Annotated in this window: 1 protein-coding gene; it reads right to left on the bottom strand. The window is 59.0% G+C overall.

The annotated features are described in order from the left end of the window. Positions 1 to 35: 35 nt before the first annotated feature. On the bottom strand, positions 36 to 25,508 hold the full coding sequence (locus V8J84_RS16415) for a tandem-95 repeat protein (protein ID WP_339933190.1): 25,473 nt from the start codon (positions 25,506 to 25,508) through the stop codon (positions 36 to 38). Between the last annotated feature and the right edge of the window lie 30 nt (positions 25,509 to 25,538).

Genomic DNA, 25,538 nt, shown 5'->3' with positions numbered 1-25,538 from the left:
CAGCCCGCGTGACGGGCCGCCCATAAGCCTTGACCTTAGTAGAACGAAAACTGGTCTTCGTCCAAGGCCGCAAGACGCGTGCCCTGCAAGAAGATCTGGTCGCCGTTGCCAAAGTCAAACAACACGCCACCGCGTTCCTGACTGGCGGTCTGCATCAGGTCGGCAAAGCTTTCTACACCGTCCACACCAAGGCGAATCTGATCGCCCTGAATAAAGGACCGGCGTTGGACGCGGAACCCGAACAGGGTGTCTGCCCCGTCGCCGGTTTCATAGACAAACGTGTCCTGCCCGCTGCCGCCAAAGATGAGGTCGTCACCAGCGCCGCCGTTGATCGTGTCACGACCGCCGCCACCAAAGATCACGTCACGACCTTCGCCGCCCGCGATGCTGTCGTTGCCACGGCCACCAAACAGCAGGTCATTGCCGTCGCCGCCCAGAAGCGCATCGGCACCGCTGCCACCAAAGAGGTAGTCTGCGCCGTTGCCGCCTGCCAGCAGATCACGTCCGCGTCCGCCAAAGGACACATCCGTGCCGTCACCGCCGACATCCACATCGCCAAACGGGTTGTCCACGGTCACGGTGACGGTGGCCTGTGTGGTTTGCGTGCCATCGGTCACGGTGTAGGTGAACTGGTCTTCGCCCTCGAAGTCAAAGTCGGCCAGATAGGTGACCACGCCGTTATCCAGACCGATCTCGGCGTTGCCAGTCGTGGACTGCACGCCGGTGACGGTCAGACCCGCATCGTCATTGGCCAGCAACAGGGCCGTGTCGATCTCAAGCCCGTTGGGCACGGTCACGTCAAAGGCATCGTCGTTGGCCACAGGCGGGGTCGTGTCAGAGGCAAAGGTGATATCAAAGACATCGCTGACGATGCTGTTGCTATCGGTGGCCTTAATCCGCACCGCATAGGTGCCAGCCGCACCCACGGGCGGCGTGCCAGAGAACGTCACACCATTGAACCCAAGCCAGACCGGAAGCGGATCGCCGTTCTCAAGCTCGGCTGCGTATTGCAGCACGTCGCCGTCCGGATCGATGAACGCATCCTGCGGCACGTCGATCACAAAGCCCACACCTTCGGTCAGGGTGTCCCCCGCCACGTCTGTTGTGACATCCGGATACGGGTTGACCAGCACAGGCGCGTCATCGGCAGGCGTGATCGTCAGCGTAAAGTCATCCGAGATCGTATCGGTGCCGTCGCTGATATAGACCCGCAGCGCCACATCGCCATTGAAGTTTTCAGGCGGTTGGCCGGTGATCTGCTGGGTGTCGGGATCAAACGCCAGCCATTCCGGCAGCGCCGATCCGTCAGCTGCACGCAGATCATAGGTGATGGCATCGCCTTCGATATCGCTGATCTGATCCGTTTGCAGCGTGATCGCAATCGGCTGATCCTCGCCCGAGAAACGATCCGAGAACGGTGTTGCCAGCAGCGGCGCATCGTTGACCGGAGCGATATCCAGCGTAAACGCGCGTGTGGTTTCGGCCAAGCCGTCACTGACGGTCAGTTGTAGGGCCACGCTGCCGTTGAAGTTGGCCGGCGGCTGACCGGCAAAGCGCTTGGTCGCGGCATCAAACGTCAGCCACGCAGGCAGCGTGCTGCCACCTTCGCGCGTGACGCTGTAGGTCAGCGCGTCGCCATCTGCATCGCTCACCACATCGGGCAGCACGAGATCAATGGCTGCATCCTCGTCGCTGGTCAGCGGTGCGATCTCGTCGATGACAGGCGCGGTGTTGGCCACATCAAGTGCGATGGTCACGGCAGCGTCGCTGGTTAGCGCGCCATCGCTGACTGTCACGGTCAGGACCAGATCCCCGCCAAAGCGCGGATCGCGTGTCACGTCGATATCACCGTCGGCGTTGATGACAGCCGTGGTGCCCGCAGGGGCGGCAACAGCGCTGATTGTCAGGGTATCGCCATCCACATCGCTGTCGTTGCTCAGGATATCGGCAGCGGCCAGCGTAAAGCTGGTCTGCGTGCCAAGCGCGAACCCGTCAGCCACAGCCACAGGCGCGTCATTCACGGCGGCCACGGCCAGCGTGGTGTCGCGGCTGACCATCGTGGTGCCATCAGACACCGTCACGGTCAGGGCAATGTCGCCGTTGAAGTCGGTCGGCGTCTGGCCCGATAGCGTCAGCGTGTCGGCATCAAATGTCGCCCATTCGGGCAAGGCCGCACCGCCAGCCAGCGTGACAGAGACGTCGAGCGGATCGCCGTCCACATCGCTGAACAGTGCCGGATCAAGCGCAAAGCTAAACGCTGTATCTTCGGTGGCGTCAAAGGCAGGCAGGGTGCCGATCATCGGTGCGTCATTCACGGCGGCCACCACAAGTGTGACAGCGCGGGTGGTTTCGAGTTGACCATCGCTGACGACAACCTCAAGGGCGACATCGCCGTTGAAATCAGCCGGGGTCTGGCCTGTCAGCGTCAGTGTGACCGCATCGAACGCTGCCCATTCAGGAAGCGGATCACCGCCCGCCTGACGCACATCAACCACAAGCGTGTCGCCGTCCACATCCGTAAAGCTGGCCGGATCAAGCGCGATAGCAAAGCTGTTGTCTTCGGAGGCTGCAAAGGCAGGCAGCGTTCCGATTACAGGCGCATCGTTCACGGCGGCCACAGCAAGTGTAACGGCGGTGACGGTTTCGATCTGCCCATCGCTGACCGCAACCTCAAGCGCGATATCGCCGTTGAAATTGGCAGGCGCAAGACCGGTCAGGGTTCCGGCGGCGGCGTCATAGGTCATCCATGCAGGCAGCGGATCACCACCGGCAAGGCGCAGATCGGTTGTCAGCGCGTCGCCATCCACATCCGTAAAGATCGCCGCATCAAGCGTGATGGTGAACGGCGTGTCCTCGGTTGCGTCAAACGCGGGCAAAGTGCCGATCACAGGGGCGTCGTTGACCGGATCAATGGTGAGGCTGATCGACTGGCTGACGACCTCGGTCCCGTCAGACAGGGCAACGGTCAGGTCCAGCTGGCCATTGAAATCCTGCGGGGCCTGCCCTGACAGCGTCAGGGTTGCAGGGTCAAAAGAAGCCCATTCCGGCAAGGGCGTACCGTCTGCCAGTGTCACCGAAACGGTCAGCACATCACCATCAATATCGGTGAAGAGTGCTGGATCGAACGTAAAGTTGAACGCGGTATCTTCGGTTGCGGTCAGATCGGTTACAGCGCCCAGAACCGGCGTATCGTTTACAGGTGTCACGGTCAGCGTGACCGGCTGCACGGTTTCGATCGCGCCATCAAAGACTGCCAGCTCCAGCGCCACATCACCGTTGAAGTTCGCAGGTGGCGTGCCATTAAGGATGAAATTGCGCTGCTCGAACGCCAGCCATGCGGGCAGTGGATCACCACCGGCAAGCCGCAAGGTCACGGTCAGTGCATCGCCATCCACATCCGAGATCAGGGCCGGATCAATTGGCAGCGTGAACGCCTGGTCCTCAACCGCGATCAGGTCTGGCACAGGCAGGATCACCGGCGCATCATTGACCGCCGCGACCTGCACTGTGACAGACGATGTGGACGTCAATCCGGTGCTGTCGATGGCTGTATAGTCAAACGTGGCAATCCCGTTGAAATCAGCCGCTGTTTCCAGGGTGAGCATGCCAAGCCCGTCGGGCGTGATGGTCAAACCATTCAGGTTACTGACGCTGTCAAATTCGATCCCGTCGCCATCAACGTCATAGGCATCCACCAGCAGCTGCCGCGCGGACAGTGTGAACGGTGTGTCCTCTGTCATCTGCAATGTCACGGTTTCAAGCCGTGGTGCGTCAGGTGTGTTGGCAATGTCGAAGCCGAATGTGCCGGTGATCGGCAGGCCCGACCCATCGGTGATTTGATAGGTATAGCGCGCCTCGCCAAAGGCGTTGGCAAACGGGGTGTAGCGATAGTTGCCATCGCCCAGATCGGTGAACTGCGCGCTGGCAAAGCCGAGGAACACAATCGGATCGCCATCAGGATCAACGTCATTGGCCAGCAGATCGGCCACGTTGAAGATGATCGGCGTGTCCTCGATCATGGCGATATTGGCATCGCTCACCGCAATCGGCAGATCGTTGATCGGTTGCAGGTTGATCTGCACAAAGGTGCTGGACTGTGCGCCGCCGGCATCGGTCAGGACGTATGTAAAGCCCGCGTTGCCCGCGTAGTTATCGCGCGGTGTGAACACGATCTCGTCGCCTTCGATACGGGCAGAGCCGTTCACCCCGTCAAAGACCTCTGTCAGGGTAAAGCTGTCGCCTTCCTTGTCCAGATCGTTGGCCAGCAGATCGGCAATTGCCACGCGGAACTCTGTGTCCTCGGTGCCCTGATATGGGCCGTCTGCATTGCCCACGGGCGCGTCGTTTACGGCGGCCACGTCAACTTGCAGCGTGCCTGTCGATGTCAGGCGGCCGTCGGTGACGCGATAGGTGAACTCGAACGTACCTGACAGGTCCTCGTCGACAATGACGGTAATTTCGTCGTCCACGCGGAACAGGCGCGCACCGGGAGTTGTCGTCGCGATGCTGACAAAGCTGAATGGATCGCCATCAGGATCGCTGTCGTTTGACAACAGGTCAGTGACAGTCAGTGTGATGACCTCGTCCTCAAGTCCGGTGACAATATCGCGGGCCGCAATCGGTGCGATGTTGGTCGAGATGACGTTGACGTTCACAGTGCCCGTTGCTTCGCCGTCGGTGCCATCGCTGATGGTGTAGGTAAAGCTGGCCGCGCCATCGTAGTTGGCGGTGGGTGTGAACGTCACCTCACCATCCGTCAGGGAAACGCTGCCATTAACCGCGTCTTGCACCGACACCAGTGTCAGCGTGTCGCCATCAACGTCGATGTCGTTGGCCAGCAGATCAGCGGCGGACAGGGTGACAAAGCTGTCCTCGAACACGTCGATATCGTCGGACACGGCCTCGGGCGGGTCATTGACCGCAAGCACGTCAAACGTGACCTGCCCTGTGGATGTGCTGCCCGGATCATCGCCGATGACATATGTGGTTGTGTCCAGACCGTTGAAATCGCCGGTTGGCAGGTAGGTGAATGTCGCGCCGACATTACCGTCAAAGAGCTGATCAAACGTGGATTGCAGGTCTGTGGTGCCATCGGACACCGACACCGTGATTGTCAGAGTTTCCAGCGTGGCCAGAGGCACGTTGGCGGTCATCACACCTGTTGCGCCGTCGATCGTCAGCCATGCGGGCAAGGCTGCGCCACCGGCCAACGTCGCCGAATAGGTGCCACCGGCCAGCGTGACGGGTGCCGCAAAGGTTTGTGCAGGCGTCACGTTGGTGATGGTGCCGTTGTCAGGCGCGATGATCTCAAGCAGGCGGATCACGTCACCGTCTTCGTCGGTGTCGTTGACCAGAAGATCAGCGGCGGTGAATGTGACCTCTGTCGCTTCAACGGCGGCAATGGTGTCGGGTTCAGCAACAGGGATTTCCTTGACGCTCTCAAGGTTGATCACGATATAGCCCGGCTCTTCGCTGAGCCCGCCTTTTTCGTCGGTGCTGATGTATGTGGCAACGACGGCCCCGTCGAAATCTTCGGGTGCCATGCCGGTGATGCGTTCGCCATCGGTGCCAAAGACCAGATCGTTGTCTTCGATGATGGTGAAGGTGTCATCAACCGTTACTTCGGTGATGATCGCAAACGCGGGGCTGTCAGCCGTTGCGGCCACGTCGATGCGCACAGGGATCACGCCCACATAATCGGCAGGCGGCGTGCCCGCAAAGCTGAGTGTTGCGGCATCAAACGACAGCCAGTCCGGCAGATCATTGCCGTTTTCCTTGGTCACTGTGACGGCACCGATCGCATCTGTCGGCAGCGCAAATAGGTCCTGCGCGGCAAAGAAATCATCGGTGGCAAACAGCGCGTTGACCGCTGCGGGCACTTCGCCTGTGGCCGGATCAATGACGACCTCGATCACAAAGCCCAGCTCGGACATGGTGTAGATGTCTTCTGACACTTCGCCCGTCTGACCTGGGGCAAAGGCAACCTGCACGCGGGCCACGTCTTCATCTGCGGCAGGCGCAAATTCGGTGAACGTCAGGGCGCGTGCCTCGGCGTCGAAGGTCAGCCACTCGGGCAACGGACGGCCAGCGGCGCGCGTTACGGTGACGTCTGCGCCGTTCAGATCGAACAACGCCGCCTCGGGCGCGAGGGCACGCCCGCCGGACAGATCATCGCCGGGGTTGATGATGGAGGACAGTGTCAGCGACGTGGTGCCGCCCGTGTCGGCATCCGTATGTGTCAGCACGATATCAACGATCATCGCGGTGGCCAGATCGGCGGGCACAGAGCCATTCAGCGTCCATGTATCCGCGTCAAAGGTCAGCCAATCAGGGATCGCGCTGCCGTCAATCTGGGTGGCGCTGAAGGTGATGGCGTCTGTATCCAGACGGCCAGTGTCAAAGTCGAAGGATTCCGCGAACGGCGCGCGCACACGGAAGCTGTCGGCCAGATCGCCTGCATAGACCAGACCATCAGCCAGCGATGGCAGGTCAGCTTCCAGCACGGTCATAGCGCGGGTGAACGATACGTCTTCTTCCGGGTAGGTGAACGTGAGCGTGACGGCCAGATCGCCTGTCAGGTCGGCAGGCGCATCGCCCGTCAGGGACAGCGCATCGGCGTCGAACGTCAGCCACGCAGGCAGGTCGCTGCCATCGGCCAGCGTTGCCGTAATGACCACCGGATCGGACAGATATTCTTCGTCGATCAAGCCCAGACCTGTCACGCTTTCGAAGAACAGCACGTCGCCTTCGGGTTCGACATCGTTGCCGAACGCGGTGGCGGCAAGGATCAGGATTTCCTGATCTTCCACGCCTGTTGTCACATCGTTGCGCAGAATAGCGCCGTCGTTGCTTGGCAGGATATTGATCGCCACAAAGGCGGTGTCAAAGCCGCCCTCACCGTCGCTGATTTCATAATAGAACCCGGCATTGCCGTTGAAATCCTCGCGCGGGGTAAAGGTCAGTGTGCCAGCCGTTTCGCCAAAGCGGACCTTGCCATTGGTGGCAAAGCGCTCGATGGCCGACAGCGAGATCGTATCGCCGTTTTCGTCGGTGTCGTTGAGCAGCAATTCGGCAAAGGTAATCGTCAGGACCTCGTCCTCGACAATTTCAAAGCTGTCGTTGCGTGCCACGGGTGGATCGTTCAGCGGGATCACGTCGATGCCGTAATCCAGTTCCGCCGTGGCACCTCGTTCGTCGCGCACGGCGATGCGGATCGTGGCCTCGCCTAAAGCGTCGGGGATAAAGGCGAATGTTTCGGCGACAGGATCATAGATCGTGGTGCCATTGCTGGACGACACGAACCCTTCGAACGTAAACGCGTCATCTTCGATGTCATACACCTCGCCCATCACGTCAGACAGGCTGATGGTGGTGGTGATGCCAAGGCGTGCCTCTTGATCGCTCAGGCGGATGCGCGGCGCATCGTTGACGGCCTCGATCTCGATCGTGGCCTCGGCCGTTGATGTCAGTTCGCCATCGCTGACCGTGTAGGTAAAGCCTGCAAGGCCAAAGAAGTCTTCCTTGCCAAGGAATTCGAGGAACTCGCCACGGAATTCGATCTCGCCGTTGGAGACATTGTACAGGATGCTGGAGAAGAGCGGATTGCCGTCAGCATCGCGCAGCGGGCCTACGTCGACAATCGTCAGCGGATCACCGTCCACGTCGATATCGTTGGCCACCAGATCAGCGATTGAGATGAACAGCGGTTCGTCCTCGACAGCCATGATCGGGCCATCATCCACACCAATCGGCCTGTCGTTCACAGGGGCGATGTTCACCTCGACGGTGGCGGTGCTTTCGCGTCCAAACGGATCGCCAACGGTGTAGGTAAAGAACGCATCACCGTTGAAATCCTGATCACCAAGGAAGGTAATGTTGCCGAAATCATCAATCCCGACAGTGCCGTTCACAGCGTCCTGCACGGAGACAAGGAACAGATCCTCGACGCCTTCTGCGGCATCATTTTCGCGCAGATCGGTGAACAGGATTGTGGCGGTGATATCCTCGTCCGCCAGACGGTAGATATCGTCATCGGCGTTAAAGCGGCCGATGCGTTGCAGATCGTCGATGCGTGCACGGTCCCAGACGGTGCCATCGGCAAAGACGACTTCCTCGATGCCCACCTCACCACTGATAAAGTGGTCGGTGATCCGCATCGTATCAATCAGCAGGCCGTCATCACGCTCAAGCTCAAGCAGCAGATCGTCGCCTTCGCGCACGACAGACACATCCTTGGGCGCGATATTGGCGCGCATGATCACGCGGTCGGTGTCGGTGGCCGCGCCCAGTTCTGTGACCGTGTCCTCGGCACTGTCAAAGCCGAAAATATAGCTGTCAGACCCGGCCCCGCCTGCAATCGCGTCATCGGCAAAGTTGCCGTCAAACGTATCATCCCCGCTTGAGCCGATCAGCGTATCTTCAAACAGCGAGCCGGTGATCTTTTCGATCCCTGTCAGCACGTCGCCCAAGGCCTCGCCACGGGTGCCCTGCCCTGTGGATAGATCAACCGTCACACCTTCATCGGCAATGCTGTAGTCTGCGGTATCAAAGCCGCCGCGCCCGTCGATGGTATCGGCACCGCGTCCGCCGCGGATGATGTTGTCGCCGTCGTTGCCGCTGATGGTGTCGTTCTGGAACGAGCCCTGCACAATCTCGATGCTGTCAAAGGTATCGCCCTCGGCATCGCCGCCGCCGGAGGCACCATTGGCCATATCAACCGTCACGCCGTCATTGGACAGGCTGTAGTCGGCCGTATCCGTGCCTGCACCACCGCGCATGTCATCCGCACCGCGGCCACCGACCAGAAGGTCGTCACCAGCGCCGCCGATCAGCGTGTCGTCGTCGCGTCCGCCGTAAAGTTCGTTATCGCCTGCGTCACCTTCCAGCGTATCGGCAAACTGTGTGCCGACAAGGTTTTCGATGCTGTCGAAAGTATCGCCGGCGGCCTCACCACCGGTTGCGACACCGGTATCCAGATTGACCTGCACGCCTTCGGTGTCCAGACCGTCCTCGTTGAAATAGCTGGCGGTGTCAGAGCCTTCGCCACCTTGCAGATCGTCTGCGCCCAGACCGCCGACCAGCAGGTCGTCGCCCGCGCCACCGATCAGCGTATCTTCACCGTCACGGCCTTGCAGCGTATCGCGGCCACCGCGTCCGTCCAGCAGGTTGGCATCGTTATTGCCATAAAGCCGGTCCTGGAATTCGGCACCCAAAAGCGCCTCGACGTTGGTGTAGATATCACCCTGCGCAAAGCCGCCCTGCCCCAGTCGGGACAACAGATCGGCCCGCTGGCCCGTGTTGGAGCCGACAAAATCAACCGTGTCGAACCCGTCGCCACCGTCGATGCTGTCTGCACCGTCACCGCCGATAATCAGATCATCGCCGTCACCACCAAAGATCGTGTCATCACCGATCCCGGCATCCAGCGTGTCATTGCCCGCCTCGCCGTAAAGATCGTCGTCGCCTTCAAGACCGATGAGCGTCTCATCCAAGGCGTTACCGATCAGCAGATCGCGGATATCGGTGCCTGTGAGGGTCTGGTTATAGGTGTCGGCCACAACGCCGCGTGCCACGCCAAGGTCGGTCAGTTCGCCGTCGTTGATCAGGTAGCGCAGTTCAACATCGCCGGTGAAGTTCTCGCCAAAGCGGATCACGATAAATTCGTCGCCGTAAACCTCGGACGTGCCCGAGGACACGCTGTCGATGCCTTCAAAGACGCCATCAAACAGACCGTCATTGGTATCAACGTCGAGATCATTGGCCAGCAGATCGGACACGCGGATGATGTAGGGCACGCCGAAAGGCGATGCGTCCAGTACGTCTTCGAGGGCCTCGGGCTGGTCGTTGACTGCCTCGATTTCGATGTTGATGAAACCAACGCTTTGCCCTTCGGCGTTGTCGGTCACGATGTATTTGATACCGCCCGAACGGGTGGCGTTCAGATCAGGGGTGAAGCGGATGGTTTCGGCGTCAACAAACGTGAACGTGCCGTTGACTGCACCGCGGCCAAACTCCTCGATAAAGGACAGCGGCTGGAGGCCGACAAATTCGATGATGTCCTGATCAATGTCATAATCATTGGCCAGCAGCGACGCGATGGGAATATCGCGGTAGGTGTCTTCGACCAGCACGATGGTATCGTCAACCACCACGGGCGGCGCATCGCCCACGTTCTCAAAGAACATGTTGACGGTGGCGCCACCAATAAGCCCCTCAGGGTCGGCGGCGGAATAGCTGAACTCTGCCTCGCCCCAGTAATCGGGATCAGGCGTAAAGACGACATTGTCACCGACAATTTCGGCCACGCCACGGCCAGAGGCCGACACGCTCAGGAAGGTCAGGTTGAACCCTTCGGGATCGCCGTCATTGCGCATCAGGAACGAGATCGGGATGATCAGCGGCTCGTCTTCTGTACCGACAAGCTGCGGGTTGCGGATACCAAAGAGCGGGCTGCCCCAGCTGTCGCCGCCCAGTCGCGGATTGTCGTTCACAGGGTCCACATCAAGCGTGGCCCGTGCGATGGATTCCCCGCCCTGCCCGTCGATCACGCGGTAATCGAAATAGGCGTTACCGTTGAAATCTTGATCAAAGGCAAAGCGCACCGTGCCGTTTTCCAGCAGTTCAGCGTCACCGCCAAAGGCATTGCCGACAGCCGTGATCGTCAGCGGATCAAAGTCGGGATCGGTGTCGTTGAACAGCAGCAGTTCGGGGGCCACGATCACATCGTTGTCTTCGGTGATGCGCGTGCCACCGATTTCGGTGAGGAGGTCATCGCCGGGGATTGGCGCGTTGTTGACAGGGATCACGTTAAAGCTGACGCGGCCCGTGTCCTGCAACCCGTCGGGGTCCTGCACGATATAGTCAAAGTAAGCGTCGCCAAAGAAGTATTGCGTGGGCGTGACAATGATCCCGCCATCGGCTGTCAGTTCAACCTCGACATCGGCATTGCCCATGACCGCGATAAGGGTCAGCGCATCGCCGTCGATGTCGATATCATTGGCCACCAGATCGCTGGCTGTGATTTCAAACGGCACATCCTCAAGCGTCGAGAATCCGTCATCATTCACCGCAACCGGCGCGTCGTTTACAGGCAGCACGTCAATCGTGACAACCGCCTCGGCGCGGCCACCTTCAGGCGTGTTTGCCACATAGGTAAAGCGCGCCAGACCGACAAAGTTGGCGTCAGGGGTAAATGTGATCTCGCCATTGCTGTTCAGCGCAGCCGTGCCGTTTTCAGCCCCGAAAGTCTGCGCCACAATCATCCGGTCGCCGTCCAGATCGTTGGACAGCAGGCGGATCGTGTCGATCTGCACCACACCGTCCTCATCAACGGTAAAGCCGGTATCGTCACGCGCCTCGGCGACAGGACGGATGCGCAAAGCAACAGTGCCCTCGGCGATACCGTTGCGCCCATCGGTGATGGTGTAGGTCATCGTGGTGGCGCCGTAGAACCCTTCGTTGGCGGTATAGACCACGTTGCCGTTTTCATCGATTTCGGCCACGCCATCGGCGCCGCCATCCACAGCCAACAACGCGACATCATCGCCATCCGCGTCAAAGTCGTTGCTCAGCAGCGTATCTGCGGAAATCACAAACGGCTCGGCGGTGACGCCGCTGAAGTAGCCATCATCAGCCGCAACCGGAATCCGGTTATCAAGCAGCGTTTCGATGATCGCACGATCCCATGTGATCGCGTCCGAGAAGGTAAAGGCTTCAATGCCACGACCATCTTCGGCCAGCGCATCAATGATGGTCAGCGTATCGTCAGGCGCGCTGACGAAGCTGAACACGATAGTGTCGGACCCTTTGAACAGACGCTCAACAGAGGTTTCCGACGACACAAAGTCGGTGAACACAACGGTGTCGATATCATCCAGCGACGTTGCTGCATCATGGATCGTGTCCTTGCCGTCGCCGCGGCCAAAGACATAGGCGTCGGATCCGCTGCCGCCGAACAGAGCATCATCGCCAGCCGTTCCGGCAAAGCTGTCATCACCGCTGAAGCCGTAGGCGTTTTCATTGCCAAGGTTTTCAACAGATTCAATCGCAGCGGCGCGCATTTCGGCCAGCTGCCACGTGGTGCCATCTGCAAATTCGATGATCTTGCGGGTGTTGGTTGATCCCGACAGCGCACCATCGATGATCAGGCGGTCACGCTCGCCTGTAAAGCGCAACACAAGATCGCTGCTGGTGGGGCCGCCGCGCAGGGCAAAGTCCAGATCGGACACGTTGTAATCGATCAGCTTGATGGTGTCGGTGCGGAAATCATCTGTGTCCACGATCCGGTCATCACCGTCGCCCGCGCGATATTCGTAGATGTCCGCCCCATCAAGGCCGTTGATCACATCGTTGCCCTTACCACCGGTCAGGACGTCATCCGCCTCGGTGCCGACGATCAGATCGTCGCCGTCTGTGGCCGTATCCAAAAGCAGGATCGCCTCAACCGCGTCGCGGTCAAATGTGGTGCCGTCATCGGTCAGGATGATCGTCTCCACCGGGAAGGAATAGCGGCTGACCAAAGCGTCGATGATGGTGATCTCATCGCCCTGATCGGCAAGACGGATTACCAGATCAGTGCCCAGATACCCGCGCCGGTCAAAGGTGATTTCGTCAGCGGCATATCCCGCGATCTCAAGCCGGTCTGTGCCAGAGTCCTCGACAATCCGGTCGGCCCCGTCACCGCGGGTGTAAAGATAGGTGTCGTCGCCACGGTCACCGATCATGAGGTCGTTGCCACGCAAGCCTTCGATCGTGTCGTCTGCGGTGGTGCCCAGCAGACGGTCATCGCCTTGGGTGGCGATGTTCTGTTCGATCAGCGCCGTCAGGTCGTTGCGCAGGATCGTGGTGTCGCTGTCTTCAAAGTAAATCGTTTCGATATCACCAAGGCGGGTGCCATACTGGCCACTGCGCAGGGTGATCCCGCCCGCATCGCCAGCACCTGCCGCAGTTTCGGCGATGTCGATATACACATCGCGCTGATAGCCCGCACGGAAGGTCACATCTGCCGGATCAATGCCGCGCAGGATCAGGCGGTCGCCGCCCGAGAACCCGTCGTCAAAGATGCGATCATAGCCGTCGCCGCGCGTGTAGATGTAGGTATCATCGCCGTTTTCGCCCAGCAGTTCGTCATCGCCAAGGCCGCCCGTCAGGGTTTCATCAGCGGCGGTGCCTTTGATGCGGTCGTCAAACTGCGTGACCTGTGCCGCCAGCAAGGCGTTGGAAATTTCGGCTGCTGTGCGCGTGACACCACCGTCAAAGGTGAATGTCTCGATATTGGCCCAGTCGTAGTCGTTGCCGTCAAGGAACATGCCAGCGATCAAAACGCTGCCCGCGTCACCTGCGTCCGGTGCGCTTTCTGCAATGTCGATCCGCAGACCGCGTGCCGTGTTCACAAAGGTCACGTCTTCAATCGCAACGCCGGTAAAGACCATCTCATCGCTGCTGGACACTGAACCGGTTGCGTTGGCGGGTGCCTCTGAAATCTCGTCATGGCCATCGCCACGGGTGTAACGGTATTCGTCCGTGCCACGTCCGCCGATCAGAACATCATCACCCAGACCACCTTCAAAGGTTTCAGACAGATAGCTGCCCTCGATCCGGTCATTCTGATCTGTGCCCGTATCGGTCAGCGCGATCATCAGGTCGGTCAGCTGCGCCGTTGATCCGTCGGCAAACTGCACCTGTTCGATCAGCGTATTGGTCGAGCTGCCACCGTTAAAGGCATTCGCAAGACGGATTCCCCCCGCGACGATCCCGCGATCAACGTCAGGCGTCACCATAAAGACCACATCGTTGTGCGCGCGATGGATCGTCAGGTCGGCTTCCTGAAGGTCCGCAAAGATCAACAGATCGCTGCCGCCAGACGGATTACTGCCGTAGTCGTGGTAGGTGTCGAACCCGTCACCGTTGTTATAGATATAGGTGTCGTTCTGGTTGTTGGACGCCACAATGTCATTGCCGCCCAGCATCTCGAAGATGCCCGGTGCATCAGACGGCGCTACGATATCGTCGCCCTCAGTGGCAACGATTTCGGGGATCGTCAGGGCCAGAATGGCGTCGCGATCAAGCGATACGCCGCCATCAAGACGGATCTCGTTCAGGCGGCTGAGGCCATTACTGATCCGCAGAACACCGCCGTCGCCAGCGCCCTCCACGGTTTCGGCCACGCGCACGATCAGGAACGTGTCATGGCGCACGATGCTCAGGTCACTTTCGGCGATCCCGCGCATATCCAGCGTCAGTTCGGTCAGATCAATCAGGTCATCGCCGTCACCACGGGTATAGATCACCTCGAACGGGCCATCGGCATAGCGGAAGTCGTTCAGCGCCCGCAACAACACGTCATTGCCTTCGCCAGCGTCGATCACCGTCACAGGCGCAAGGGCATCTGTGTCGTAGTCAATCGCGATCACATCGTCGCCGGCGGTGCCGGTCACCGCTGGCATTGCAGCAGCGATATCCACGTTGGTCCATGCGGTGCCGTCATCAAAACCGATGGTGTAGTCGACCTCGCCAAAGCTGCGGGCCTGACCCAGCACAACAGTCACGGCATCGTCGCCTGCGACAGTTGCGGCCACATCCAGCACCAGCAAGTCGTCCACGCGGCGTGGCGTGACATCGACGGGATCAATCCCGACGAATGTGATGTCCATCGTGGCTAGCGGGCCTGCGATTTCGTCAAACACAGCGTCAGTCACAACCAGTGACCCGCTGGTCGCCCGATCAATCAGCGCAACGCCTTCCGCCAGAACCGTGGATGGATCATCCGGCAGCGGTTGATCCAGCGTGATCAGCGTTGACAGCAGCTCGCCCGAGTAGACCAGCCCACCGTCCAGCATCAGTGTGGTGGACAAAAGATCAACGATCTCGATCTCGAAACCTTCGGTGCCATCAGCGACACGTTCGGCCACAACAAGAACCGGCCCGTCGCCACGATCAACAAACGTGATCTCGGCGGGCAGGACGTCTTGCAGGATCAGATCACCGGACGGCAAACCACCGGGGCCACCCGGCCCGTCACCGGCATAGAAGAACGGCCCGCTTGGCAACGCCTCGTTGGGGATAATCTCGGCGCCGAAGGGGGTGTCGATAAAGACCGGACCGCTTGGGAAGGTAAACAGATACGGACCTTCAGGGCCAAAGGGGCCTTCGAGGAAGAACGGCTGTGGCTCCAGCGGGTTTTCAGGGATGAACGGCCCGCCGGGATTGCTAAGCTCAAGCGTGCCATCGGGATTGACCGTCAGGAAGAACGCAGAGCCTGATACAATCGGTTCGTCAGGGAACGGCCCATCAGGGTTATCGGGAAAATCGGGGTTGTCTGGATTGTCTGGGAAGTCTGGATTGTCGCCCAGATCAAACAGAATCGGACCATCGGGGCCGCGCGGCCCGTCCGGGCCGCCAAAGCCGGAATCGTTCACACGGAAGCTGTAATAGCCACCCGCGGTGCCACGCGCCAAGGTCAGTTCGCCGGTAATCAGACGGGGCTCTGTTGCCTCGGTGGTTTCGGCCATGCCTTGCAGGTCCTGCATGGTCAGCACGTCGCCGTTGGCAAACTCGATCTCGGAGAAAAGCGATGCCGTGCCGCCTGCAATCCGCAGGCTGTCGTTGAAATCGCCGAACCGCAGGAGCAGGCCGTCAATGGGCGGGCCATCGGTGTTGGGCGCTGCGGCCACAAACTGCACGGTTGTTTCCGCGATATTGATATCGGACAGCACGATAGAGCGCTCGTCCGACCCGCCTTCACCAAAGAATGGGTCGGTGTAGTCGTTGATAAAGTCGTGTCCGCCGCCGCGGGCATAGGTGAACACCACATCGCCCGATGACGTTGCAACGCGGGCGCTTTGCAGTTCGACCTCGAAGCCGCCACCAAAGCTAAAGCCGCTTCCGACCTGTTCATCCTCGGACGTGCCGATGATGTTGTTGGGCGCGTAAGGGTCAATCGGAATAAAGGTGCGACCATCGTCGTCGCCGCCGATGTTATAGGTGATCGCCTGCGCGGCCAGCGTGGCGCGGTCCCAGCTATCGCCATTGGCAAATGTGATCGCGTCCAGCTCTTGCGCGCCATCGGTCAGCCACAGCGTATCGCCCGTGGCCGTGACCCGCAGGATGTAATCGCGTTCGCCGGAATTGTCTTGCAGCGGCGACAGGTGCAGCGTGACCTCGGACGGGTCAATGTCCGTCAGCGTGACGGTATAGTTGCGGTAATCTGTCGTCACCGTATCAACGCCATCCCCTTTGGAGAAGATGACATTGGCACCAAAGGCCGCGATCAGATCATCCCCGCCAAGCGGCGCGATATCTTCGCCGGATCCAGCCTCAAGCGTGTCGTTGCCCTCGGACGGGAACGCGCCGGGAAGCGGTTGGATCAGCGCCTGGATTGTGGCCGTGGGCCAGACGGTATCGTCGTCAAAGACGATTTCCTTGACCAGAAAATCGCCATACTGCGGCGACGATGTGCGCACGACAATGCGGTCGTCGGTGCCTTCAAACGTAACGATAAAGCCCTGCTCTTCGGCGGGGTGCGCTTGCAGCGACACTTCGGTCGGCAGGTAGCCGGACAGCCGCAGTGTGATGTCTTCGCTGCTGGTATTGTAAGGCACGATCTGGTCCTGGCCATCACCACGGCTAAAGACCACGGTATCGGCCAGTTGCAGGAAGCGTGTATCGCCGCCCTTGATGACGATTGTGTCGTCACCCAGTCCGCCTTCAAGCGTTTCTTTCGTTTCGGTGGCCAGCACCACATCATCCGCGTCGGTCTGCACATCGGCCATCAGAAGGGCCAACAAATCCTCGGTGCTGACGGTCTGGTCGTCGAACTGGTATTCCTTGATCGCCCGCGTAAAGCCCGTGGCAGAGCTGTCCCCGATCGTATCAAACGCGCGGCGCACGGTGATCTCGTCACCATCGCCAAAGTTGATCACCAGATCATCGATATTTTCAGCCGCACGCGACAGCTGTGCATCGGCCAGATCAAAGCCGTCCAGCACCAGCGCATCAAACGAACTGAATGACCCGTCAAACGCGATCACGTCCATGCCGCCGCCACGGCTGTAGATCAGCGTATCGCCACCATCACCGTGTACAAAAATCTCGGATGCGTCAGAGCCTGTCAGCGTATCGGCGTTATCAGTGCCTTGCAGGATCACCGGATCGGTTTCTGACAGCGGCGTCAGGGCCGCCTCTTTGATCCGCGTCAGATTCCACGTTTCGCCATTGGCAAATTCGATCAGGTCGATGCGCGCATCAAAGCGGTCTGTGGCCATGCCGTTTTCGATGACAATTTCGTCGCCACCACCCAGCAGGATCACGATGTCCGCAGGGGTCGTGCCGCTGTCGTCCAGCGTGCGCACTGATACTTCGGCAGCAAAGTGATCGGGCAGGCGCAGGGTGTTCTGGTAGAACGTGCTGCCGCTTTCGTCGATCACATCACGCCCGTCACCGCGACGGAAGATGTAGGTATCGCGCCCGCTGCCACCCATGATGACATCGTCGCCAAGACCACCCTCAAAGGTTTCATCCGCATTGGTGCCGGTCAGCACGTCATTAAACGGCGTGCCCTGCCCCACAGTGCGCGAGAAAAGCTCGGCTCGGGTGATGGTTGTGCCGTCGCCAAAGGCCACGCGGTCCACGCCCGACAGGCCACTGGTATAGCGCAGCGTGATTTCGTCGTCAGAGCCTGTGAACTGCAAAACGATCTCGTTGCGGTCCGCGACAGGGCGCGTGACGATCAGGTCCTCGGCCAGATAGCCGCGAATTTCCAACGTATCGACACCGGTGGAGTCCGCGATCACATCGCGCCCGTCACCGCGCGTAAAGCGGAACGTATCGTCGCCACCGCCACCCGTGATATCGTCGTCGCCAAGGCCGCCTGCAATATCATCGTCAAGGTTGCTGCCGCGCACGATGTCGTCTTCGTCACCGATCAGCGCGGTCACGGCCAGACGCTGAACGGTCTGGGTGTCCCAAACAGTGCCGTCACCAAATTCGATGGTCGGCAACGACGTGTAAAGCCGCGCGTTTTTCAGAATCAGCTGGTCGCCGCTTTCAGGGAAGGCCAGCACAAGGTCGTTGCTATCCAGACCAGCGGTCCGCACCGTGGCATCCCCTTGCGAGAACCCTTCAAGATAGATGCTGGCATTGTCCAGATTGTACGGCAGCGTGATTTCGTCAATCCCGTCACCAACGCCAAAGACAACACGCGTGTCGTTGCCCATGGTGATGCTGTCGAACCCGCGCCCGCCGCTGACAGGCGTGTCGCTGTTCAGCAGCTCGGCATCAATGATATCCATGCCAAAGTTGCTGTCTTGTTCAAAGATCAGCGTGCGCACGTCACCAATGGTCAGGGACTGGCCGTCGCTGAATTCAAACAGGTCAATCTTGTCGACGGTCGCACCGTCAAAGATGATCAGGTTGTCGCCGGTTTGCGTCAGCGTCACCAGAAGATCGCCGTTCACATCGCGGAACGCGATCTGGTTGGGCGTGATGCCAGCCGCAAAGACCACACGGTCAAAGCCACCGCTGTCTGCAATACTGTCGCGCAGATCGCCCACACCAAACAGGTAGGTGTCATCGCCCTGCCCGCCGTCCAGCGCATCCGATCCAGCCCCGCCAGCAAGCGTATCATTGCGGTTGTTAAAGCCGATCAGCTGGTCGTCACCTTCGGTGCCCTGCAACAGCAGCGTGCGGAAATATTCCGTTGTGCGCACAGTGCCATCGTTGAACAAGAATTCCTCGATTGTGGTGGTGGTCAGACCATTGGTGATGGTCAGCACATCCGCGCCGTTACCCAGATCAATCAGCAGGTCATTTTCATTGCGGCGCACCTTAAGGGTGGATTCCACCACTGTCGCGCCGAAAATCACGCGGTCGATAACACCCGCGGTGTCGGTGCGTTCGCGGATTTCGTCAAAGTCATAGCCGCCCGCAAAGGCATAGGTATCGCTCAGATTACCACCGATCAGAATGTCGTCACCCTGACGGCCATCCAGCACGTTTTCAGCCGTCAGCGACCCGGTCAGGATGTTGTCGCCACGGTTGCCGCCTTCGATCTGCAGGTCTTCCTCGATGTCAGAGATCAGCATGAAGGTGCCGTCTTTGAAGCGGAACACCTCGACCCCGTCAGCAGTGTCGCGGAACTGGTTGCGGATGCGCAATGTGTCCGGACGGTCGCTGATGGAAATGACCAGATCGTCATTGTCCTTGCTAAAGATGACGTTGTCGCGCGTGACATCATCACCAAAGTGGACTTCGTCGTCTTCTGGAACCACGATGCCCGGCGCGTCTTCCCATGCGGCCTGCACCTGACGGTCGATGATCACGTCGTCGCCGTAGCCGCTGTCGAATTTGTAGATGTCGCCGCCGTCGTGACCGATCAGCGTATCATCACCACCGCGACCGTCGATCAGCTCGTTAAAGTCGGAGCCTTCGATGGTTTCATCGGCTGAGGTGCCGACCAGATCCATATCTTCGGGGTTGCGATCCGTGTGGCGGACAGTGCGATCGCTAAACAGGAATGTCTCAACCGCGTTGATCTGTTCGTCTTGGCGATTGTACTGGTTTTCCAGCGTGATGGTGTCGCCGGTTGCATCAATCGTGATGATCAGATCGCGCGCGGTCCGGCTGAACGACACATCGGTCGAGGCAATCCCGTCAAAGCGGATCGCATCGCCGCCCGCTGCATCAAAGATGACATCAGTGCCATCGCCCTGAGCGTAGATATAGGTATCGCTGCCGCCCTGACCTTCGAGCCGGTCATCACCCAGACCACCCTCAACGATATCATTGACCTTAAAGCCGTAGATAACATCGTCGCCATCGGTCTTGGACTGGTCGACAAAAGTTTGCAGCCACTTGAACTGATCCCAGCGGGTGCCGTCACCGAACACAAACTGTTCAATCTGGTTCACATCGTCCGAGATGATGACGATGGATTTGAAGTATTCGTCAAACGTCAGCGTGTCATTGGTGCCTTTGACCCGCATCTGCACGGTGTCGTCCGGCCCGTTGCGCAGGAAGTCAAAGTCGGTCCAGCGTAGATCATCGGTAAATTCGACCACATCGTCAGGACCCGGCCCAAGCAGTTTGGACGACGTATCGTTGTCGCGGATCACATCGCTGCCATAGCCACGGCCATAGATATATGTGTCACCGCCCTCTTTGCCCGACAGGAAATCCTCGCCCGCACCACCATCAAGCGTGTTGTCGTTCAACAGGCCGTAGATCGCATCGTCGCCATCGGTTTTTGCGTTCGTCAGCACCCGTGAAACGATCTGCTCGAAATCAAGTGAATCGCCGTTGCCGAACACAAAGCGTTCAATCAGATCGGGGGCCACGTATTGCACGTCCAGCTGCGGATCGATGGCAGCCAGCAGTTCAAAGTTCAGACGCACGCCACCAAACTGGCCTTTCACCAGCACGGTGTTTTCGGTCAGGTTGCCGTCTTCGTCTTTCAGCGTGATCAGCAGGTCGTCGCTTTCGCTGTCGCGCTGCAGGTGCAGGTCTTTTGCTTCAGTGTCGCCAAGGAAATGCAGGAAGTCGAGCCCGCCTTTCAGCGGACCAAAGCCAAAGCCGCCGCTGTCGTGGATCACATCCTGACCTTCGCCGGGATTGATGATGTAGTGGTCGCCGCCGGTGCGGCCTTCCATATAATCGTTGCCCAGACCACCCTGAAGCACGTCGGTATCACCCGACCCGATCAGCACGTCGTTGGTGTCTTTCGCCTCGCTCACGGCCATGGCGATCTTGAAGCGATCCAGCACAACACCGTCGGCAAAGAAGATGGACTCAAAGCCGGAATTCAGGCGACCAGAGCCCGCAACAGGGTTCAATTCGCCCAAGAACTGGGATTCCACGCGCAGTTCGTCCGTGGTGCCTTTGATGCGGATGATCAGGTCTTGGCCGTCACGCTCCCATTCAACATCCGTGGACCGGGCCTGTGCAAAGCGCAATTCGTCAGGCGATTTGTAATCCTGATCAAAGATCACATCCTGACCAAAATCCTTGCCGACAAAATACACGTCACTGCCGCTGCCGCCTTCGTAACGCTGGTTGCCGCCACTGACGTAGATAAAGTTCGCAGCCGACGTGCCGTTCACCTCGGTGGTGGTGGCGTCATGGTCGATCAGCAGGTCCTGATTGACCGACAGCGTGTTCATCGCCGTGCGGATATCAACATCCATCGGCACGTTTTCAAACGCGGCCACGATGGTCTGGAAAATCGTCCGCTGGTCCATGCCGGACGGCTGCCCGAAGGGATCATCCTCGGACACCTGCTGGAAGTCGGGGTAAACCTGCCACAGGATTTCGTTCCAGCCGGACAGGTAGTCAAAAGTTTCATCATAGCCTGTCGGCGCGCCTTCAAAAATCGCCTCGAAGAAGGGGATCATCTCGCGGTCGGTTGTGGCCTGGAACGCGTCCTTGTCGCTGTCATAGGTGATGCCGCGGGCAAATTCCGACAGACCGCCCTGCAAGGCCACACGGGCGGCAAAGGCACGACTGGACACCACGTAGCCGTCCATCACCTCGGCCAGCAGCTCGATCATGATCTCGATGCCAGAGGTATAACCGTCCTCGGTCAGGCTGGCGTTGCCGCTTTCGTTGACAGAATACGAAATTATGCCGGTCGCATCGTCGATCTCGGCGGTCATCATCTGCGGGCGGAAGTTGATGCCAGCAGTTTGCGTCGCAAAGTGGAACTGACCGGGTGTCAGAAGCTCTACGCGGAATGTGCTGTCGTCGGTCGATCCGACCTCGTCCAGCGTCTCGAAGTCGACTTCGAAGTTGCGCAGCACAAATTCGCGCGGCGTCCCGAACTGATCCTGCAATTCAAGCGCGCGATCCAGATTGCGTGCCCAGACATAGAACGTGCCGTCCTGATCGGTGACCTGAACGGTATAATCGACGACAATCCCGTCGATGAAATTCACCCCGATATGATCGACAGGGATTTGGGCGTAGGGGTTGAAGCCAAGCGCCTCGGTGCGCCATTCAAACCCGTCAGCGGTGTCCATCGCAAGGATGTCGGCCTTTGTCGGATCAATGATGACAACACCGTCAGACCCCAGCACGTCATTGCCGGACGCAAGCGCCCAGACACCGCCACCAAGGTTGACGCCGTAGTCGGTAATCACCGCGCGCCCGTCGACAACTTCCATCAGATAGGGCAGCTCGTCACGGGCAGTGAGCGGCTCGGCGCGGCTTGCGGCAGAGAAAACCTGCTCCAGCTGCCAGCCAGCGCCCTGCGCCATCACATCCTGCAATGTCGGGCGCGCAATCACAGCACCACCCGCATCGGTGATGTCGGCACCACTGTTCAGCGTCCAGTATCCGCCGGTTTCATTCTCGACCCAGACACCACGATCCAGCAAAACAGGGCTGTCGCCGGACGTGTCCAGCAGCACCGGCGTCAGTTCGCGTGTCTGCTCAAGGCTGAATGACCATTGGCCCAGAATTTCGCCAGTCTGCTCGCGCAGCAATTTCAGGTCGGGCGTTGTCATCTCGGCTGTTTTGGTGCGGACCATCTCGGCCAGCTCGAAATCGTTGGACATGGCGATGGACAGATCAACCAAACGGCCATAACCGCGGCTCTGGATCAGTTGCCCTTCCAGCCAAGGCGCATCACCCGCCTCACCGTCAAACCGTGTATCAATATCGTTCAGCGCAAAGATCGCGTCGTAGGCCGTGCCCAGTTCGCCGGTATTCCAGACAAACGTGCCTGCCTGCCGCAATTCCGTGCCCTGCGGCGTGGTGGCGCCCAGTTCAATCGCATCAAGGTTCAGCGCAACGATGCCCAGATCGGCCAGCGACGTCAGCTCACCTTCGTCTGTTTCACCGTCCAGATCGCCGTCCTGCCAGATGACAAGATCCGCATAAATGGCGTCAGCGGCGTCGATCTTACCGTCGCCATTGTCGTCGTAGGTCGCCAGTTCCTCATAGCCCGACTGCAACGCGTTACCGAACAGCTCGGTCACATTGTCGATCTTGCCGTTGCCGTTCTTGTCCAGCGCAAGGAAGCCGTCATCGGGGTGCAGCCAGCCCGTGCGTTCGGCAAACAGATCACCGTCGATGTCGAAATAGACATCGACATCCTGCAATGCCATCGTCTCGATCCCGTCGCCGTCCAGATCAAGGATCAACGGGTCCTTACCCGTTGACCAGAGGGCGGCCTTGGCGATGCGACTAACCGCGCCCGCGCGCGTGATCAGCTCGTCCAGAAGCGGCAGATAGCGGTTCAGACCACCGGGGAAACCGGGGAACATTGCGAAAATGGCAAGGAACGGGTTGGCGATCTTGAACGTCATGCTCAGGTCGCCAACGACGTCCTGGTTCAGACCTTCTTCGGTGAAATACTGCGCGCCCCACAAGATGCCGCGTGCATCGTTGTAGTTGTTGAACGTCATAAAGCCGAAGCCCGGATCGTCTTCGCTATCCTGCCCAATCAAGCTGGCAAAACCGGCGATGAATATGTTGGCGACATAAAGCCTGCTTTCATCACGGTTCCAAAGATAGGTGATGAACGGCATGAAGTTGTCGAAATAAAGCGGGCTGAATGCCAGCGGCAAACCAACTGAGCTAAGCCCCGGCACACCATAGGCAAAACCAAGCCCCACAAGCGGCAGGTTGCTGTTACCGCCGACAAGCGGATAACCCACAAATTTCAGAACGTCATCGCGCCGCGGATCCCACATGGTGGTCGACCCCCACCACCAGATGTTGTCGGCGTTGTCATACCCTGGCCGTCCGTCTTCATCGACAAATTCCAGCGCTTCAAATTCTTGAAAACTAAGCACTTCGTCGTCAGGACCGACCAAAAGTCCGTCCGTCGTGTCGCCGTAAACAGAGCCACCTTTTGAAGTGTTGAAAATCCAGTCACGACCCGGACCGCCGGCTGTGATGGCTTTCTCGCCAAGAAACGCAAAAACCCAGTCATTCCCGGGTCCACCGTCAAGATAGAGCCTCTGCTCGCCATCTGCCACCGGATCATCTGCATCGTCGAAAAGCGGCTCGCCGGACTCCAGATGGACCGCGCGCCAGCCGATCAGCGTGTCGTCACCCTCACCACCATAGGCAGCACCCCACCCTTCGTGAATAAGAACGTCATCGCCATCGCTGCCTTCCATGAAGACGTCGTAGCCATCCCAAAGCCAGATGCCTTCTTCCGTGATAACCTCTTTGTCCTGCAAGAACTTTGTGATGACGTTCAGCGGTCCTTCGGGGCCAAAGATTGGACCTTCCAAGCCAAACAAACCGTCTACGCCAACAATCAATTCGGAGACGTATTCGAACGCTTCGCCGACAAAATTGATGACCGCATTCGCAAGATCTGCCGCCGTTTCCGCGACCGAGTTGAAAAGAGGAACAAGGAAATCGGCAGCAGCGTTCGCAACACTTGTGAAGGTATCATAGAAGACGCCACCGACGTATCGACCAAAGCCTTCCAGTGCTGCGCCCACGGCAATCAACGTGGGCAGGGCCAGTGTTCCCAAGCTTACGAATCCGACCAAGGCACCTGCAATCAGACCGCCAAGCTCACTGATGACCTGACCGATTACCTCGGCAATGAAGGCCCTGTTGGACGAGTTCGCTGTGTCGCGATCATAGCCTTCCGCCTCTTGTGCCTGTGCCGCTGGCGGCGCAAGAACCGCGATAGCTGCAATAGCGCCAACCGGACCAAGCTTGCTTGCAATCTCGCCAATGCCTTTCCAAGGCAGTTTGCTATAAAATCTGACAGGTTTACCGCCCGCGTCAGAGTCGAGCAAATTCATCGCCCTGTCGTAATTATCCGCTTTGCCATCAATGAGCAGCGTGCCGTTATCAAGACGCGTTACTTTGTTAGTAGCTGCCCATTCGCGCGAAAATTGCGTTGAGGCCCGCGGATTGGACCCGGAGGTGTCGTAGATACGGTGACTGTCAAGGTCGTCAGCTGTTTTCGAAAAGAAGCCCGTATCACCAAGCTTGCCATCATAATCGAGACGGAACCGTTCATTGCTGCCATCAATCGGAACAGTCTTGACCCGCAGTGCGGCAATTTCCTGACCAGCCGGCGACGCTTGGATCTTATCCCATGTCAACGCGCGATTTGTGTCGGCGCGCATATCAGCCACAGATGGCTGGCCACCCTTGCTGGAGATTAGGTGCGGATCCTGACGGCTCGTGTAGGCCACGTATCCACCGGTTTTCGCCCCATCAAGATCGTTCGCGGAATCCATAAAATTGACAAGCTGCGCCATCCGCAGTGAACGGTCTGCTTCGGGAATTTTTGGAACACCAAATTCGTCGACTTCTGTCAGTTCGTTCAGAAGGTATGTCAGGCGATCGTTGATCCACGGGTGCGAACCCATGTGCATCGGACGGTTCAGCTGACCCGACCCGATCGGATTATCAGGTCGCGCATCGAAGTTATATTCACCTTCGACGGACCAACCCGGCAAATAGCGATCAAACAGACTGGAGAAGTCTCTCGCGATTTCGCGTGGGATTGAATCGTGGCCTTGGATACCGGTACGCGCCATGGAACTATAACCTTCTCACTGTCTGCAATC

Source organism: Yoonia sp. 208BN28-4 (assembly GCF_037543925.1).
GTDB lineage: Bacteria > Pseudomonadota > Alphaproteobacteria > Rhodobacterales > Rhodobacteraceae > Yoonia.
The sequence above is the reverse complement of the archived record's forward strand: the minus strand, read 5'-3'. Positions and strand labels throughout refer to the sequence as shown.